Source organism: Zestosphaera sp., from assembly GCA_038843015.1.
In the GTDB taxonomy this organism is placed as follows: domain Archaea; phylum Thermoproteota; class Thermoprotei_A; order Sulfolobales; family NBVN01; genus Zestomicrobium.
The window spans coordinates 79463-96616 of sequence record JAWBSH010000003.1 but is presented as its reverse complement, the minus strand read 5'-3'; the positions used below and the strand labels follow the sequence as shown (position 1 = coordinate 96616).

The window sequence follows — 17154 nt, the reverse complement described above, 5'->3', positions numbered from 1 at the left end:
CTAAAAGCCGAACCTCTGGCAGGGCTCACATTAATTTATTCGGTGTTGTGCTGTAGTTTAGTATAGGAGATGCTGAAACCTTGAGGGTAGATGAGGTAGTTACTAAGGTTCAGAAGTTTGAGGAGGAGTTGAGGAGGCCTTTCGTAGGTAGAGATGAGGAGTCTAGAGTAGTTGTTCTCGCTCTACTTACGGGAGAACACGCAATCCTCATTGGAGAGCCTGGCTGCGTCACGGGAGACACTATAATATCTTCTGATGATGGGAGACTTTCCTACATAGAAGACGTAGCTAAGAACTTAGCTCCCGGAATCTACACGACAAGTCTTTCGGTCTTCCCTTCCGGCAGAGCTACTGAGCTCCACGTGTATGACGTGTGGGAGACTTACGAAATAATTACTGAGAGAGGCTTCAGAATAAGAGGGACTATTAACCACCCAGTAATGACTAGGCGAGGCTGGGTTGAGCTAAGAGACCTTAAGAAAGGCGATGAAGTGAGGATTCTAAATAAGCTGTCTTCTCCTCCTAGCTACGTGCCTATACCCGGCGTGGAACATCTTATCATGAAGTATGGTCTTAGAGTGAGTAGAGTGTTAGATGAAAAGACTGCCGAATTATTAGGGATTTTCTATACTCGCGGTCGCTTCTTGAGTAGCGAGTCAATAGGCTTAGAAAGAGGGAGTAACGGAGTCGATTTACTCCATAAATTAACAGACTTGCTTGAGGGGGTCTTAGGCCCGGAGACTTGCTCAGTTGATTCAGCGAGTAAGTTAATGATTGAGTGCACATCTACACGCTTAATCAGGTTCTTTGAGTTACTTGTTGATTCCGTGAACGGGCGTGTGCCTAGACTCATACTTTTATCGCCTAATAGCGTGTCTGAAGCTTTCTTGAGAGGAGTTTTTGAGAGTGCTGATTTAGTGGTGGGTGGGGAGGTTCCTCGCCTAGTCTTGAGAAGCAGGAGTAGATTATTCTTAGAAGGAATTCAGTTGTTGCTGTTACGTAGTGGTATTTCATCAACTATTCTCGACTGTAAAGATAACTTAAGCACTTGTGATTCTTACGAACTTATAGTAGAGGGTTGGAGAGATTTAAGAATGTTCTTAACTAAGGTAGGCTTTATGTCAGAAAGTAAGAAGCGCAGGCTTATCTCATTAATTAAGCCTGTTGAGTTAAGTGAGGGTCTCCAGAGTAGTCTCGATTGGGACGTCGTCAAGTTTGTGAGACGTGTTGAGGAGTTGGTGAGGGTCTATGATTTCCACGTGCCCGGAACTCACGCGTTCTTCACTAATGGTTTGTTATCTCATAATACAGCTAAATCAGCTTTGGTTAGGAGGGCTGCTGAACTACTTAACGCCAAGTTCTTCAAATACTTGCTGACTAGGTACACAGAGCCTTCAGAGCTTTTCGGACCCCTAGACATTAGGGCACTTGAAGAAGGTAGGTACGTTAGGTTGACTTCAGGTAAGTTGCCTGACGCTCAGATAGCTTTCTTAGACGAGATATTCAAGGCTAACTCAGCCATCTTGAACGCTCTCAATACACTTCTTCAAGAAAGGATACTCTACGACGGATTCACGGAACTGAGAGTAGATTTATGGACTCTTTTTGGCGCCAGCAACGAGGTGCCTGAAGACCCTGAGATTCAGTCTGTTTATGACAGGTTCCTACTAAGACATTTCGTGAGACCCGTTCAAGAAGACTTATGGAGAAATCTGCTGAGGGCTTCTTGGGAGCTAGAGAGACAGGCTTCGTTAAGTCTTAAGAGCGGGGACGGCGGCAGACTACTCAGTATAGGAGAAATCAAGAAGATTAACGAGAGATTGTTTGATGTAGACTTAAGCGGCGTTGAGAGTAAGTTGCTGAGGCTTCTAGCCGCTCTAGAGAGTAGGGGCATTCACTTAACTGATAGACGTAAAGGCAAGTCTCTAAAGATTGTAGCAGCTAACGCTATACTGAACGGCAGGACTTATGCAGTAGAAGAAGATTTACTCTCGATCAAGTACGTGGCCGTGAGAGACTGGGAAGATATAGAGAAGGTCAGTGCAGTCTTGGCTGAAGAACTGAAGACTCCCTTCAAGTACGTGAGAGAATTGAGTGAGATAAGAGCTAACTTAAGGGAACTACTTCAATATGTGAAGTCCCTAGAGAACATAGAGAGTTCCTTCGTTGCAGCTAAGTTCGAGAATATTGAGAGAGAGCTGGAAATAACTAAAGCTAAGGTAATCAACATTATTAGAGAATCACAGGATTCTCAAGTTCTTAGACTGGGGGAAGACGTGCTACACCTAATAGATAGCATCGTGGAGATCGTCAGCAGGAAGGTCGGTCGAGTTGAGTAGAGGTTTTCTGCTAGGAGTTGATTATGAAGACCCAGTAATTAGGTACAGGGGAGAGAAAATAATCAAGCTCTCATCCAAGCTAGGACTGAAAAAAGAATTTATTACTACTGAACTAGCTACAGACTTCTTCTATACTCTCTACTTGCCTCACGCCTTAGTAAGCGAGAGTCCTGAGGCAAGCAACTTACACTACAGTCTAGTCAAGGCTTTGAACGAGTCTAGAGAGTTGCTGGAAATTAAGAAACATACAATACTAGACTCTTTCATATCTACACTCACGACAATCGCTATACTCCAGTACTTTATCGAATTACTTGAAGATAAGAAAGAACTAATTGATGTGAAGGAGTTAAGAGGATCTCAAAACGAGATTCTGAAGTCTGTGCTGAGAGAATCTTTAAAGAGCGTGACGCGAGAAGTCGAGACTATGAAGAAGCTTGAGCGCCTCTACACGACAGGGATTCAGCCAGGTGTTGGGAGCGAGTTTGATTTAGAAGAGGATGCTGAGAAGGTTTTAAGGCTTGCTAGAATGACTGACGTCAGCAAAATTCTAGAGGTTCTTTCACTAGTGCCCGACGTCGTCAAGAAAACTAGGAAAAAATATGAGAAATTCAATAGAGGCGAATTTAACGGTTATGACTTAGGTAGTGACTTGGAGAGACTAGTCCCCGCGCAGCTGGCACTTCCTCGTAAGTACCTCTTATTAAGTTATGCCGAGTCTAAGCTCTTGCTCTACGACAAGAAGATCAGTAAGTCCTTGGGTCCTCTCTACCTACTTACGGATAAGTCTGGCAGTATGGAGGGAGAGAAGATAGAGTGGGCTAAAGCAACAGCTATAGCTTTACTCATAAAGTCTAGGAGAGAGGTACGTGAGTTTTACTTAAGGTTTTTTGATGGAGCTCCACACGATTTAATAAGAATTTCTAGGAAAGCAAGCTTTTCTGAGTTCTTGAATCTCATAAGAAATTTAGCCAGGGTTAAGAGTGGCGGAGGAACAGACATAACTAAGGCTATAACTACTGCCTGCGACGACATAATCTGTAGTGGCTTAATAAAGAGAGACTCCGATATAGTAGTCATAACAGACGGTGAAGACACCCTATCTGTGACAACCCTAAGAAGAAAACTAAAGCAAGCAAACGCTAGACTATTTTCAGTCATGATACAAGGAGACAACAAAGACTTAAAGATGCTGAGCGAGAGGTACCTGACAGTAAGCACATTAGACAAAGACACTATACTGAAGATAGTTGAAGGCTAAACTACTTATTCCGGTTAACCTGACCTCCTCCCCGCCCTAAAAGGACAAGGCTTTCGGGTTGTAAGCAACACCTCGTGTGTCTGTTTTGGGTTTCGTGGAGGCTTGATTGAGTCTGCCTACAGTATGGGTAAGTAGTGAAGACTTGAGTAGGTGGGGCGTCTAAAGCCAGGATGTGGGGGTTTCCCCACAGTAATGAACCCGATGAAATCTATGAGGGCGAGCCGTGGGTTGCCCCGAACGAGTGGAGGATGATGACAAGACCTATGATGAAAGGGTTCGCAACTGTTTTAGTGTGTTAGGTTCATAAAGGTTTTGTAGGATTTTTTCATGATGATGAGAGATACTTCAAGCTACCCTAAAGATAGAACTAGATGTGAGTCCCTTGCCGTTGGGCTTGAAGGGTGTCCATGACCTCCGCGTGGAGTGGCTAGTAGCCACGGTGAACCGCGGGGTAGAGGCACAACCCGTCCTAGAAAAACCTAGGACGGGAAACGGAGGTCTAAGGCCTGTGATACTGAGGGTTGACAACTAGCCACATCAACTAACATGAGGTCTGAACTCAAATTCTATGGGGGTAAGACGTAAAATCTTATTTTCCCGTCTAGGTAGTCTCTAATAATCAGCTTTGCTGATTCAGTAATTACTGGTTCTTTATCACTCTTATAGACCCACCCTCTTTTGAAGGCCAGCTCCCGTAATATGATGTCAGGGTCAGAACTGTCAATTCCGTAAGCCTCTCTAAATGCTTTGGGGTTGTGAGATGCTATTCTCTTTATCAAACCTACTGCTGTAGCGACTGGATTTTTTATAGTATCTATTGGATTCATTCTTATAGTCACTTCTATCTCGTCTCCTTCAACAGGTATTATCCCTGGAGTATCAAGTAGGTAGACTCCGCCGCCCACGTTAAATAGCTGGGCTTTCTTAGTGTAACCAGGTGTTCCGGGATAGGGGGACGTTCTGGCTGCGTGTCTGCCTGCCCAAGTGTTGATGAGCGTTGACTTGCCTACTTTAGGCATGCCGAAAACTCCCACTATTAACGGCTTTTTGTCACTAAGTCTCCTAATAATCTTTCTCAACTTGAGTGTACCTAGCCTCTTCTGAGCCGAGATAGGCACTGCCCTCATACCCTCAACTTCTTCGAAATACTTAATCCAAGCACGTACCACGTCACGCGGCACGAGGTCCGATTTATTCAACACTACCACATACTTGATCCCTAACCCACTACAGAGTCTCTCGAATCTCTTGCTTCTAGTACTTAAGGGGTCTCTAACATCAACTACCTCTAGAGCAACATCAACTGTTTCTAAGAGCTCCTTAACGAGTCTCCAATTAGCTAGTAGCATCTCGCCGAACCTTACCAAAAATAGTAACGAGAGTAATAAGTTAATTACGTAGACCTTAACTAACTACTTAAGAATTCGTGTTTAAAAACCAACATACTTATCTCGGGTAACTCCACAGACGGGGCACTTCTCCGGCGCTTCAAGACCTACATGTGTGTGCCCGCACACTGGACATATCCACACCTTACCCTCTAAAGGCATGTCTTCGCCCTTATCTACGTGCTCTTTAGCTTTCTTGTATAATTCAGCGTGTATCCTCTCGGCTTCTAACGCCCACCTGAAAGTTCGCTTTGCTGCCTCGTCGCCATAGAATTCCGCTATCGCTACGTACGTGGGGTACATCTCACTTACTTCGAACTCCTCACCCATTATCGCTAGATTGAGGTTTTGTGATGTGCTACCAAGTCCTATCGGTGCACCACCACAGGCTTTCTGATCAGACATTACGGAAGCCATCCTCTTTAAGTGATTACGTGCGTGTACTTGCTCAGCAAATGCTATAGCTCTGAATAGCCTAGCTACGTTCTTAAATCCTTCTCTCTCAGCTACTTCTTCGAAAGCTCTATACCTTGATTGAGCCATGGATTCTCCGGCGTACGCGGATAGTAAAGCTTCCTTAACTAGCGGACGTAACTCAGTCAACAAATTCACCTCAACTTATAAAATGTTAAAGAGTTAAATAAGCATTACTCTAAACGATAGTTAGGTTTTTAACTCACTATACTTGCTCATCTTTCTGATAGTTCAATAAAGTAACTGATATGTTTTGCTTGATAAACTCTTTATACTCACGTATATGTTTAGTCTCTTTAGGATTTAGACCGCGCTTCATCGCTACTGCAACTGAAGCGATGCCTACTACCTGCGACCACTTTATTATTTCCTCCACGTAAGCATTACTCAATTCGTAAGTTATTACTTCCAGGCCAGCACTCAATAGAGTCTCTCTAAGGAATTCTAGGATTATATTATTGCTTTCTTTAAAGAGAACCACGCTGAAAGACCCAAACCACGCTTCCCAACCGACTATATCGTTGTGAAACCCCTCGGGGTAAGTCTCGACCTTAGCAGGTACTTTAGCGTTTTCATTAAACTCGTCCTTAGCTCTCAAAGCTAGGGGATAGTACTTAACCGAACTCGCAAATACTGGAATCTTATCTAGTAACTTCTCAGCTAACTCATAACCTAGTCTTGATGTGTCCTCACGCCTAAGAAATTCTGTTAGTTGCTTTCCTCGCGGCACGCCTAAATCTATTCCGAGACTCTTGAGTAACTTGGCAGTTGCTAGCAGGAGTGCCGGGAACGAAGACCTCGGTGTCCTGCCAGAAGGCACTACGATGTATGGGAGCTTCTTTTCTTTAGCGAGCTTAATCATCTCGCCGCCTGAAGCTACTACAGCTGCTTGAGCCCCCCTACGAATAACTTCGTTGAGGCACGTGAGAGTCTCGACAGTATCACCCGAGTAACTCACAGCTACTGCTAGCCAATTCTTACCAACCCACTTAGGAACCTGATAGTCCTTGACTAGCGTTACAGGTATTTCAAGAATCTCAGAAGAGAGTGAATATATTACGTCTCCAACTATTCCGGAACCTCCCATCCCTACTATGAGGAGGCCCTTAATGCCTTCACTCAAAGACACGGTATTGAGAGGCTCTACCCTTTCAACTTCTTCAATTAATTGAGTCCAGTCAAGGTATTCTTTCAGGAAGTGATTAGACCCCATACACCTTCATCTCTACAGGTCTCTGAGTATGAAAAGAGCCTGATACTTTAAAAGTATTTCTTAGTCTTAAGACGTTCTTTGGTGAAGTATACTTGGGTTCGAACTTCAAGGAGTTTGAGAAGTCCTGGAAGGGGAAGGATAAGAGTGTGGGCGACCATATTAAGGAGCTGTTCGTTAAGGAGAAGCCGTTGAGGTACAGGCTTGCTATGGCTCACTACAAGCTAAACTCCATGACTAGGAGGCTTGAGGTCTACTTAGACAGGCTTAAAGCTAGAGATAAGGAGCTCTTTGAGAAAGTTGTTGACGCCTTAATATCTAAAGACCAGACTAGAGCAGTGATGTATGCCAACGAAGTAGCTGAACTAAGGAAAGTCGCTAAGAGCCTCTTCCTAGTTCAGGTTGCTCTAGAACAGATAGGCTTGAGGATCGAGTCAATAAGGGAGATCGGTGAGATAGCTGCTTACTTAGGTCCCGTAGTAGGAGTAGTTAAAGACGTGAGAGAAGCGATAAAGAACACGTTGCCTGAGATAGGTATAGAGCTAGGTGAGATACAAGACATCCTGCAGGAAACCGTAATGGAGGCTGGCGAGATGATAGGTGTTGGCGGCGTGAGCATGTACGCGACACCAGACGCAAGGAAGATACTTGAAGAAGCCAAGGTAGTTGCGGAGCAGAGAATGAAGGAAGCCTTCCCAGCACTGCCCTCAATACCTACCGCTATCTCGGAACAGGCAAAAAGCACGACAGAATCCAGTTAAGCTTTTTGTTATAACATACTAAGAAACATTTTTAATCATGATTTGATTAAGTCGTGAAGTATGTAGTTCTTTAAACGAGCTGTTTTCTTTTTGGTGTTTATTTGGGTTATTTGGAAGCTTATAAATCCTTGTAAATCATGGTCTTGATGTAGGGATGAACTCGATGAGCTTGGCGAGGAGGGACTCTAGGTGCATCCTGCTTCGCCGCAGAGAGGCGAGTGAACCACGGGCAACCGCTGGAGACGCGCTCTCGCAGGTGAAGCGGGAGAAGAACAAGCTGTTGAGAAGTAATTCACTCAGCAACTAATTTACCGTTAACTATTCTCAATGTCTTATCTACTGAATATTCAGTGATTTGCGGGTCATTCGTGGCTATGAGGATGGACTTCCCGCTCTCCTTAAGCTCTCTAAGAATCTTCATCACCTCATCCTTGTTTTCAGGTGTTAAGTACGCGGTCGGCTCATCTAGTAGTAGTATTTCAGGCTCGTATACTAGGATTGAAGCTAGAGCTACCTTAACTTTTTCCCCACCACTCAATCTATAGGGTAGTTTACCCAGTAAGTGTTCTATACCTAGCTTGCGAGCAATTTTAGTAACGTGTGTCCTTACATCATACTCACTGATCTTGAGTTGTCTTAGCGCGAAAGCCACTTCATCATAGACGGTAGCGTTAAAGAATTGGTCGTCTGGGTCTTGGAAAGTCACGCCTATCTTCCTCCTAGCTAGCGGTAGTTGCTCGTATATTGGCTTGCCTTCTAGTAAGACTTCCCCGGTTTCAGGTCTTAAGAGTCCGGCCGCTACTAAGATTAAGGTAGTCTTGCCTGAGCCGTTAGGTCCTCTAACCACTACGAGTTCTGAATTGTTTAGGTCTAACTCTACACCTCTTAAAATGTAGTCTTCTTCTCTAGAATACCTGAACCACACGTTTTTTAGCTGTAGCTTAACTACTAAGGCGCCTCACCCCATAAGCATATTAAGAGCTCAACAAACGCTACTAGAGAAACTAGCATGTCTAGTTTTGAGAGTTTGAAGGGTTTGTGGGAACTTAATCCGTCAGAGGCTTTGCCGAATGTTCTAGCTTCTATAGCTAGGAGAGTTCTCTTACTCCTTTCACTACTTCGGATTATGAGGTCCCCTATCACGGTAGCGTATGTTGGTAAGTTCCTTACACCACTATTCTTAACTAGCCTTGCTTCCCTACTTAAGAGTATTTTTGAGGTGTCACGAAGTAAAACAGAGATTGTCTTAATGTGCATCATTAAGGCTAATGCTGCGTCAGACAACTTAAGCCTCCTCATAAACTCACTCAGTCTCTCCCAACCTAAGACTGTAGTCGTGATTAGTAAGAAGCTAGTCGTGCTAGTAGCTCTAAGCACGTAGAAGAAGTAGAGGACCCCGAAGTCTTCGGTTAAGAATGGTGTTAGGGCTACTAAAGAAAACAGAAACACGTAAACGAGAGCTGAAGAAAGTTTTCTTAAGTAGTTCCTTGAGTCACGCGTGATAGCGAGTATAGCGAGTGAAGTAACTAACGTGAGGATTATTACGTACAAGCTTGTAGAGAAAGAAGTCAATACGATAACAATGAAGGACATCACCATAAAAACAGGAGAGACTTCTATCTGGCCCCGCAAGTCTATTACTTCAAGAGTCTCGGAAACAGTATCAAGAAACTTCCTAATCACTACGGAACTCAATTCTTCACCGCCTTATTAAAGCCTTCACTATGAAGCCTACAGAAACTATTACTAGCACTCCTAAGGCACCGCAGATTATGTACCCTAACCACTCAGGTAGCCCGGGCACGGCATAGTCTTTGAAAGGAGTCCAAGTGAATTCGAGTTCACTCAATCCCAACTCTTCAGCCACTATATCTAGAGGCTCGTGATATCCTAGCTCTTCAGCTAAGATTACACCAAAGACAGGGCTTAACAGCAAGAGTATGAATAAAGTAAGGAGTGTTTTGCGAGAGGACATCAAGACCACCCTATAATATTAGGAGATTTGCGAGCGAGGTAACCTACTACGCTACCAGTTATTAAACCCTCTATAAGGCCTAAGACTACATGCCATGGACCCATCACGTATATCGGTATTGTAGAGTTCCACGAAATTCCCAACTCAATACCGCATGCAAGCCCAGCTAGTGTTAAGCTAAGCCACCCTGCAAGAAAACCACTTAACCATACTTTCTTACTAACTCTGTAAGCGAGCTTAAACACAGCGTAACCAGCTAGAACCCCGATAACACCCATGTTGAGTATGTTAGCTCCTATAGCTGTCAACCCACCATCATGAAAGACAAGACACTGAACTAAGAGTACTAAACTCATAGATAAAATACCTAGCCATGGACCTACTAGTATCCCGGCTAAAGCGCCCCCCACTAAGTGCAGGCTAGTACCTCCCGGTATAGGCCAGGCAATCATCTGTGCGACGAAAATCCCCGCACTTAAAGCAGTAAACAAAGATATCTTCTTATTTAGAGAATCTTTCGCTGACGAGATTTTGCGTATAATTACTAGTAAGAGCCCTGACGTCAGAAGTAACGTGACTCCAGCAACAGCTGGTGAGAGGTATCCGTCTGGTATGTGCATTTTAGTGCACCATAATATGATTTTAGTGCACCTATATAAGTCTTGCGAACATTCCAGAAGACTACGTACTAGAGTCGACTAGTAATTTATAGGTTCATAGCTCAAATCTTATATAGGGAGTGAGGAAATTGCTTGTCCATACTGCTGACCTACATATAGGCGCGTTTAGTGACTCTCCTCTCTCAGGAGCTTCTCTCAGGGCTTTTAGGGAGATCGTTGAGTATGTGAAGGAAAACAGTATTAAGTACTTAATAATCTCGGGTGACTTATTTGAGAGACCTAGACTCGAGAATTACTTTTTCTTAAGGCAGGTTATCATAGGATTGAAAGAATTGAGAGACAGTGGTGTTTTCGTGGTTAGTGTTCCAGGAAGTCACGACGTTTCTGTTAAGGGCAGTGATCTCGTTCATATCCTGAGAGATGCTGGCTTAATACACTTGACTAGACATGAGGAAGATGCTGAAGGCCTCCTGCTGAAGCCTCTAGAACTGGGAGAGTACGTTTTCTACGGCGTGCCGGGGCTTAAGAAAGGCTTTGAAGCTAAGTTGCTGAGTGAGGGTAGAGTTCGTTTCGATAACATAAGTGAGGTTAAGAAGCCTGTCATCGTGCTGGCTCACACTAGTGTCAAGTTTTACGGTTACGACCCAAGCGACTTTGAAAGCAGGTACGGGAAGATCTTTATTTCAGGTGATGAGTGGTTGAGGAGACTCCCAGATAAAGTGGTTTACGTTGCTTTAGGACATATACACTATCCCCTACCGCTGTCTCATGAGTTTAGGTTGAGAGCAGCGTACGCGGGTGCGCCCGTAGGCAGAGATAGAAACGACTTACGTGAAACCCACGAACTTAAGAGTAGGGGCTTGAAAAGGAGGTTTTTAGTTGTTGAACCGAGTGAGGAAATACCTAAAGTAAAGAGTTTGTGGAGTGATTTCGGTGTTGAGGTAGTATACGAGAGAATATCTTTCACTGACGTGAGTGAAGTTCTGAATCATATTAAGAAGTTGTCTAGGGATATGCAGGGCGATTTCAAAGCTTTATTAGTTGACTTAACTAATGTCGAGTCAGGTAAGCTCGGAAGGCTCTTATATGAAGCAGATATTTTGAGAAATGATTTGAAAAGCATGAACGTGTCTCTCATGCTCAACACAGAACTCAAGACTAGGGGAGGACCCGTAGAGATAGATGTAAGACCTGGTGAAGACTACATAGAAGCTATAGAGAGGTCTGTAGCAGAAGACTTAGCCAGGAAATCAGGTTTTACAGTAACTTCAGAAAAAATACTAGAGATCATTAATATCCTAGGTAGGAAAAAACCTGAAGGTATTAGTGAAGACGAATTTTATGAAGAGTTATTTAAGGAGTTAATGAAGGTGATGGAGGAGGTGTTCAGTGAGTCAAGAGAGGCTAGCTGACATACTTAGTGAGATAATCAATGACCTTAAACACGACTACTTAAGTTCTAGAAGTGATGAGTTAGTGAAGTTGAGAGATCAAGTACTTAAGTCATACTATGAAGTAGAGAACATGAGTAACTCAGGCGAGTACTTCACCGTAGGCTTCGTTGATGCTGGCTTCTACCCCTACAAAACAGACATTTCCTTTATAATCCCCATAAAGATTAGCGCTTTACTAAGAAACTCTGACGGGAGATTACTGACAGTTAATGAGGTCTTGAATAAGTCTTCGGTAGATAATATGGTCTTATATTCTAGTAGAAAACCTTCTGGTGATAAATACGAGTTCAGGATTAAGGTGAGGTCCGCGAACAGCGACTCGCTACTATTTGAGAGGCGTGGCGACGACCTCATCGCCTCACAAGAGATAAACAGGTTTGTCAGAGAGTTTGTGAGACCTTCACTTAAGAAAGAACCCGCTTTCTTTACTAAATTCACTAAATATATTGAAGGATTAATAGAGTTAGCTTACGCGGTTAAACTCCTACATAGTGTTAAGGAAGCGGGACTCAAGCCTAGGTATGTAGTTCTAGACGGCACTCTAATAAAGTGGTTTGCTGTTGAGAGAGCTAGTAGTGGTCGTGTAGACGGCTTAAACATTGTTTCTGCTCTTACAGGTCTTGAGGTAGAGACGATCAAGAATCTCTTATGGAGTATTGTAGGTCTCTCTAAAACAACTAAGTTCACTAACATAGCCCGTAGCTACAGACTTTTTCAGAGCTCAGTGAGTGTGTCTAGCGGGCTCTATACAACCCCCAGCATTAGTAGGGGTGAGGTCGTGTGTAGGGTCCTCACAGAACAACTATTAATACCTGAAAGAAGGAAACTAGTTAAAGAAATTGTCAGGATAGTGAATAGAGTTGTTTATGACAAGAACGGCGTGTATGTTGCTAGGTTCCCTCTAACACCAGATTCTAAGAATATATTTGTTTTAGACTTGCACGTGCCGGAACCTATTCTCTCAGTAAGTGATGCTGTGAGGTTTGACGTCCATGTAGCTACCTACGTTAAGAAGGTCTTAAACGAGGTAGTCAACGAGCTTTTTAGGCTTAGGTCTAAGCTCGTTGGAGAGCCTCCTTACGGGTACATGGAGGTTGACAGAATAGTTAGGTTTAGCAAAGAAGAAAGTAAAGTGTTTGAGGACACCTTAATAGGACTAGTACGTAGTTCTCTAGAAAATGAGTTAGCAGACGTCTTAGTTCAGGTTTTTTCCCCTACAACTCGCATGAGGTACGGGTACAGGTGATTAGGGTGGTTGAGCGCATAGGTCTCACTTACGCTTGGCGTGATGGGACGACATACGTGATTATATCTGACAAGAACTACAGACCGGGTATAGGAGATATACTATACGTTAAGGTCGAGTCTGGCTACGTACTACTTCAGGTGAGCGGGTTCGAGGGAGAGATACCTGTAGCCGCAACTTCCTTCCTCGCTAGGGAGGGGTCTTCTCAATACTCTTACGGCGTCGAGAAGACATTATTAGCTAAGGCAACACCTATTTTCGAGATAAGAGAGGTGAGGTCTGGCACTGAGGTCAAGAAAGTCGTTACGAGACCTAGTCAGCCTCCCCCTCTCGACACTCCCGTCTTCCTCCTTAGGGGAGGTGATGAGGAGTCAGAACTCATTATGAGTTTGTTAAGTAGCAGAATACCTAAGAGCGAGGATGATGCAGTCCCTATCGCGTGGCTCAGAGCCGGGATAGCCTCAGTTAAGGAGCTCATGCCGGAGAAGTATTTTAGGAGTGCGTGCTTGAGGTTAAATCTTCATGACATGATATCTAAGCACGTCCTCATATCTGGTCAAACAGGCTCTGGCAAGACTACGAGCGTTATGGGCATAATAACTCAGTGGGGTAGGTCCGGCAACAGCCCTATCTCCTGGATTATAGCTGATAGACACGGAGAGTACTCTAGTTCGGGCGGGTTCGTAGATGTTTTAAGTAGGGCACTAGAATTAAACAAGAGATTAAGGAGCTCGTACTCGGGCGTCTACGTTTACACGCTTAAGACCAACGTTGAGAGAGTTACTAGCTTGCGGGAAGGACCCCTAACAACGCGCTTTGAGGGAGGTTTCGACGCCGCGAGCGTGAACGTTTATGACGTCATTAACGCTGCAGGGTTATTCGAGAGAGACGTTAGTGAGTTGCTGGAGGTCACCTCAATACTCGCTACCTTAATCAGGAACGCGTCCGAAGCTCAGGCATCTCAGCGTGTTGAGTCTATTAGTCTTAAGAAAACCCCTCAGACTGAGGAATACAGGATTGATAAGTCGTGCGTCAGAGTCTTTATTGACGAGAACGACGAACCTACAGGGAATCTCTTAGCTCTAATACCACTCGTGACTAGCAATGTGGTTAGGTATGAGGGTGTGGGGGAACGCGAGAAGAAAGGAATTTACAAGATATTCGTTAATGCTGGAATCTACGTTAATAGGTTGAGAGATTTTAGGAGAATGATTTTGTCAGTTTTTGGGTGGCGTGAGAGACTAGAGAGCTTACCGACTGACGGTAAGAAAGTTGGTGTTAGTGTTATTGACGACAAGAACTCGGTATTTAAGGTCTCGCCAATACTTAAAGACCCGCAATCAGTGATTACGTTGCTTAAAGCCTTAACTAGTTCTGCTGAGGAGACGCCTGGAGATAAGGTTCCCCGCTATCCCTGGTCAAGTGCTAGAGGCGGCAGATTCTCTGACTTGACTCCTAGCTCGTTAGATCTTGGTGGTTTAGTAAGTAAGCTTGATGAGGGAGCTGTAGTAGTTCTCGACGTTTCTAAGTTGCCTTTATCTCTCGGTGACATGGTCGTTATTAGTGTTTTGAGGAGGCTTTTTGAGGAGAGAATGCTTGCGGGGGTTGAGGAAGCTAGGAAGAAGCCAGTTGTGGCTGTCGTTTCTGAGGAGGCGCCCCTATACCTCAGTCCCGAGAGAGTGTCAAGCCCCTACAATATATTCGCTAGATTAGCTAGAGAGGGGAGGAAATTCGGTATAGGCTTAATAGCTTTATCCCAGATAGCAACCATGATTGAGAAGCAGATACTAGCAAACTTCAATACATTAATAGCTTTAAGGACTAAACACAGAACCGACATAGACTACTTGAGCAACATAGGTGTTCCAGCAGAAGCACTGCCAAGCCTTAGTGATAGGGAGGGGTACCTCTACACGCCCGACTTAAGCGTTAGTGAGCCCATACCCGTCTACGTCCCAGCCTACTTTGACTACCGTAGTGAGATAGAAGAAGAATTTAGCAAGATGATTAGGTTAGAGAAAGACTTGATAAACAGTAATATGATGAAGGCCCTCCTTGGTGAGGTGCGCGGGAATGAGGGTCCTGGGAGTTAGGTTAAAGAATATTAGGAGTTACGTAGATGAGGTAATTGTCTTCCCGCCGTCCGGGACTACAGTCATTTACGGAGATAACGGAACTGGAAAGACTTCTATACTACTCGGTATTAACTACGCCTTATTTGGCTTGCCTAGAGGACAGAAAAGTAGTGATCCTTTCGCAGGTTTTGTTAGTCCTTACAGAGATGACTTACTGAGGGTTGGCGCATCTTCAGCGATGGTTAGAATACTGGTGAGGCATAAAGGAAAACTAATACTGATTGAGAGGAGGCTTAACGGTGATAGGGGAGGTAAGATAACGATATTTAGTAGTGCTGGTGGCACGCTCAAGATAGAATCGAGTAACAGTTACTCTTCAGAAGACCTCACTATAAGGATACTCGAGATATTCGGCTTAAGAGAAGATCCTAGGAAAAGCAGGAGCACATATGTATTCAGCAACGTAATGTACGTTCCTCAGTTTAATATACATCAGATACTAGTCCTTGACGATAAACAGAGGAGAGAATTAGTTGATAGGGTTTTAGGACTAGATAAGTACATGGCAGCATTAAACAATATTGAGAAGATAGCTAAAGGCAAGGGCTCGGTGATCGGTAGCGAACTCGACACTATCAATAAGATAATAGAGGAACGCAGAAGAGACCTTAAGAAGATAAGCGTAGATGAGGTGAAGGCTAAACTAAGTGAGTTGAGGGATTGGCGTGAAGAGTTGAGTAAGAGACTAAACGAGTTACGTGCTCGTCGTGAGTCTCTAGAGGCGGAGAAAGAAAGGCTTACTAATGTAATGAGTGAGTTAAGTCTTAAGATAGGTGAGTTAAGGAACAAGATTAAGGTCATTAACGAAAAAGAAAGAGATTTAGTGAGTAAGAAGGGGAGGCTTTATAAGATTCTTTCGGAGGCAGGCTTGAACAGTGTAGAGGGTGTTGATGAGCTTATTAAGGAGCTTCAAGCACGTGTACAGAGTTTAGAGAGTGAAGAGTCTCGCGTGAGTAAAGACATTGAGCAACTAGATAGGAAATTAGAGAACATTGAGAGTGATTTAAAGAACGTTCTAGCGTGCATATCTAGGCTGGAAGCTGAGATAGAGAACGTCAAGAACAGAGTTAGGGAGATTTGGGGTGAGGTCTTGGAGATGGGAGGTATTGTGGCTCAGGGTATGTGCCCTTTATGTAAGCAATCAATAACGCGTGAATACGGTGAGGAGTTAATGAGGGGAAAGCGTGCAGAAATGCGTGAGATTGCTATGAGGGTAGTGCCTCTAGTTAGGGAACTCTGGTCTAAGAAGCTTCTTCTACTCGAGCGCTCTAAAGAGAAAGAAGAGGTAAGGAAGAAGAAAGACGAGTTAAGTAACTGGCGAGAGAAAATTTCGAGAGAGCTTAGAGAGGTGGAAGCTAGTATTCCTAAACTGAAGCAAGTTGCTGAACTTCATGAAGAGGTCTCTAGGTTAGAGCAGGAGACTCTAGAAAAAAGTAAGGTGTTAGAGGAACTCAGCAGTGCTGATAGTGAGTTCAAGAAGTATAAAGAGATTGCAGACAATTTGAATACCGAATTAAATAATATCAGAGAAGCGGAGAAGAGCTATAGTAAGGAATTAGGAGAAGTTACTGAGAAGATAAATAACCTAGAGAGGGAGCTAGAGAAGTATGTCGAGTTAAGTAATGAGTTGAGAGAGCTTGAGTCGAGAGCATCTGTCCTTACTAAGGTTAGAGGTTACTTAATTGACAATATTTATAAAGGTGTTGAGGCTATAGAGAATGTTGTTCGTAGTTTAGCGCACGAGAGATTCAGGGAGTATTTCCAGGAGTACTTCGTTAAGCTTCTTGAAGACCAGGAGTTAGTCGAGGCTTCAGTAAGTGATTTTAGGCCCGCGTTGAGAGTTAGAGCTGGTGTTGCCGGAGAACGCGAGATTTCTCAGCCTAGCGGTGCTCAGTTAATTGCTTTAGGTCTTGCTTACAGGCTAGCTCTGAATAGAGTGGTGAGAGACTTAAATAAAGAATTGAGAGACTCTGTCTTGATAATGGACGAGCCGACACTCGGATTCAGTCCTGAGAGAGTTGAGAAGCTGAGGGAGTTGATAGAGTCTATAGGTAGTGACTTAGGTGAAGCGCAAGTAATATTAGTGACTCATGACGAGAAACTGCTTGAAGCAGGTGATTGCAGAATAAGACTCTCTATAGATCGATTAAGGAATGAGACATTAGTTGATTATGAGGAGTGTTTCATGAAAGGAGAGAGTATAGATTTCCAGAACTACAAAAGTTTTGTTTCCAGTATGCTTTCAAAGTAATTCGCAATTGACGAGTTACCTTAAAGCTTATATTACTAAT

At 43.8% G+C, this 17154-nt stretch carries 14 protein-coding genes; 7 read left to right on the top strand and 7 right to left on the bottom strand.

The genetic code is table 11. The annotated features are described in order from the left end of the window. Positions 1 to 80: 80 nt before the first annotated feature. The gene (locus tag QXL29_03205) at positions 81 to 2339 is read left to right on the top strand and encodes an AAA family ATPase (protein ID MEM2283601.1); all 2259 of its coding nucleotides are present in this window, start codon (positions 81 to 83) and stop codon (positions 2337 to 2339) included. Beyond that, positions 2332 to 3600, top strand: a complete 1269-nt coding sequence (locus QXL29_03200) for a VWA domain-containing protein (protein ID MEM2283600.1) — start codon at positions 2332 to 2334, stop codon at positions 3598 to 3600. The genes QXL29_03205 and QXL29_03200 overlap by 8 nt, the downstream gene beginning before the upstream one ends. 566 nt (positions 3601 to 4166) lie before the next feature. Here QXL29_03200 and QXL29_03195 read toward each other — a convergent pair. The 3 genes from QXL29_03195 to QXL29_03185 form a co-directional block, all read right to left on the bottom strand. Beyond that, entirely contained in the window at positions 4167 to 4967 is an 801-nt protein-coding gene (locus QXL29_03195) for a GTPase (protein MEM2283599.1), read from the bottom strand. Between the two features lie 63 nt (positions 4968 to 5030). Then, positions 5031 to 5600 (bottom strand): rubrerythrin family protein, encoded by a 570-nt coding sequence (locus QXL29_03190; GenBank protein ID MEM2283598.1) that lies wholly within the window; start codon positions 5598 to 5600, stop codon positions 5031 to 5033. A gap of 67 nt (positions 5601 to 5667) precedes the next feature. After that, positions 5668 to 6675: a bifunctional phosphoglucose/phosphomannose isomerase gene (locus QXL29_03185; protein ID MEM2283597.1), complete on the bottom strand. Its 1008-nt coding sequence runs from the start codon at positions 6673 to 6675 to the stop codon at positions 5668 to 5670. 92 nt (positions 6676 to 6767) lie between these two features. On the opposite strand from QXL29_03185, the gene QXL29_03180 reads away from it, so the two are divergent. Next, positions 6768 to 7433, top strand: a complete 666-nt coding sequence (locus tag QXL29_03180; GenBank protein ID MEM2283596.1) for a Snf7 family protein — start codon at positions 6768 to 6770, stop codon at positions 7431 to 7433. A 292-nt stretch (positions 7434 to 7725) separates the two neighbouring features. Here the strand turns inward: QXL29_03180 and QXL29_03175 are convergent, their stop codons facing one another. Genes QXL29_03175 through QXL29_03160 form a run of 4 tightly spaced genes read right to left on the bottom strand, consistent with a single transcriptional unit; the run spans position 7726 to position 10028 of the window. Then, entirely contained in the window at positions 7726 to 8358 is a 633-nt protein-coding gene (locus QXL29_03175; GenBank protein ID MEM2283595.1) for an ABC transporter ATP-binding protein, read from the bottom strand. 23 nt (positions 8359 to 8381) lie between these two features. Next, entirely contained in the window at positions 8382 to 9128 is a 747-nt protein-coding gene (locus QXL29_03170) for an energy-coupling factor transporter transmembrane component T (GenBank protein MEM2283594.1), read from the bottom strand. Between the two features lie 4 nt (positions 9129 to 9132). Next, on the bottom strand, positions 9133 to 9408 hold the full coding sequence (locus tag QXL29_03165; GenBank protein ID MEM2283593.1) for a PDGLE domain-containing protein: 276 nt from the start codon (positions 9406 to 9408) through the stop codon (positions 9133 to 9135). Then, positions 9408 to 10028 (bottom strand): energy-coupling factor ABC transporter permease, encoded by a 621-nt coding sequence (locus QXL29_03160; protein ID MEM2283592.1) that lies wholly within the window; start codon positions 10026 to 10028, stop codon positions 9408 to 9410. The genes QXL29_03165 and QXL29_03160 overlap by 1 nt, the downstream gene beginning before the upstream one ends. Positions 10029 to 10147: 119 nt before the next feature. On the opposite strand from QXL29_03160, the gene QXL29_03155 reads away from it, so the two are divergent. From QXL29_03155 to QXL29_03140, 4 genes are read left to right on the top strand one after another with little or no spacing between them, the layout of a single operon-like run. After that, a complete protein-coding gene (locus QXL29_03155) occupies positions 10148 to 11440 on the top strand; it encodes a DNA repair exonuclease (GenBank protein MEM2283591.1) in 1293 nt (430 codons plus the stop codon). Further along, a complete protein-coding gene (locus tag QXL29_03150) occupies positions 11418 to 12728 on the top strand; it encodes a hypothetical protein (GenBank protein MEM2283590.1) in 1311 nt (436 codons plus the stop codon). Before QXL29_03155 ends, QXL29_03150 begins: the two co-directional genes overlap by 23 nt. A gap of 5 nt (positions 12729 to 12733) precedes the next feature. Beyond that, entirely contained in the window at positions 12734 to 14821 is a 2088-nt protein-coding gene (locus tag QXL29_03145; protein ID MEM2283589.1) for a DUF87 domain-containing protein, read from the top strand. Next, positions 14802 to 17114 carry an AAA family ATPase gene (locus tag QXL29_03140; GenBank protein ID MEM2283588.1) on the top strand — a complete coding sequence of 771 codons (2313 nt, stop codon included), beginning with the start codon at positions 14802 to 14804 and terminating at the stop codon, positions 17112 to 17114. The genes QXL29_03145 and QXL29_03140 overlap by 20 nt, the downstream gene beginning before the upstream one ends. Positions 17115 to 17154 lie beyond the last annotated feature (40 nt).

Bases quoted from the DNA above. Each gene is read 5' to 3' on its own strand.
- QXL29_03165 (MEM2283593.1), bottom strand. From the start codon at position 9,408: ATGTCCTCTCGCAAAACACTCCTTACTTTATTCATACTCTTGCTGTTA.
- QXL29_03160 (MEM2283592.1), bottom strand. From the start codon at position 10,028: ATGCACATACCAGACGGATACCTCTCACCAGCTGTTGCTGGAGTCACG.
- QXL29_03140 (MEM2283588.1), top strand. From the start codon at position 14,802: ATGAGGGTCCTGGGAGTTAGGTTAAAGAATATTAGGAGTTACGTAGAT.
- QXL29_03185 (MEM2283597.1), bottom strand. From the start codon at position 6,675: ATGGGGTCTAATCACTTCCTGAAAGAATACCTTGACTGGACTCAATTA.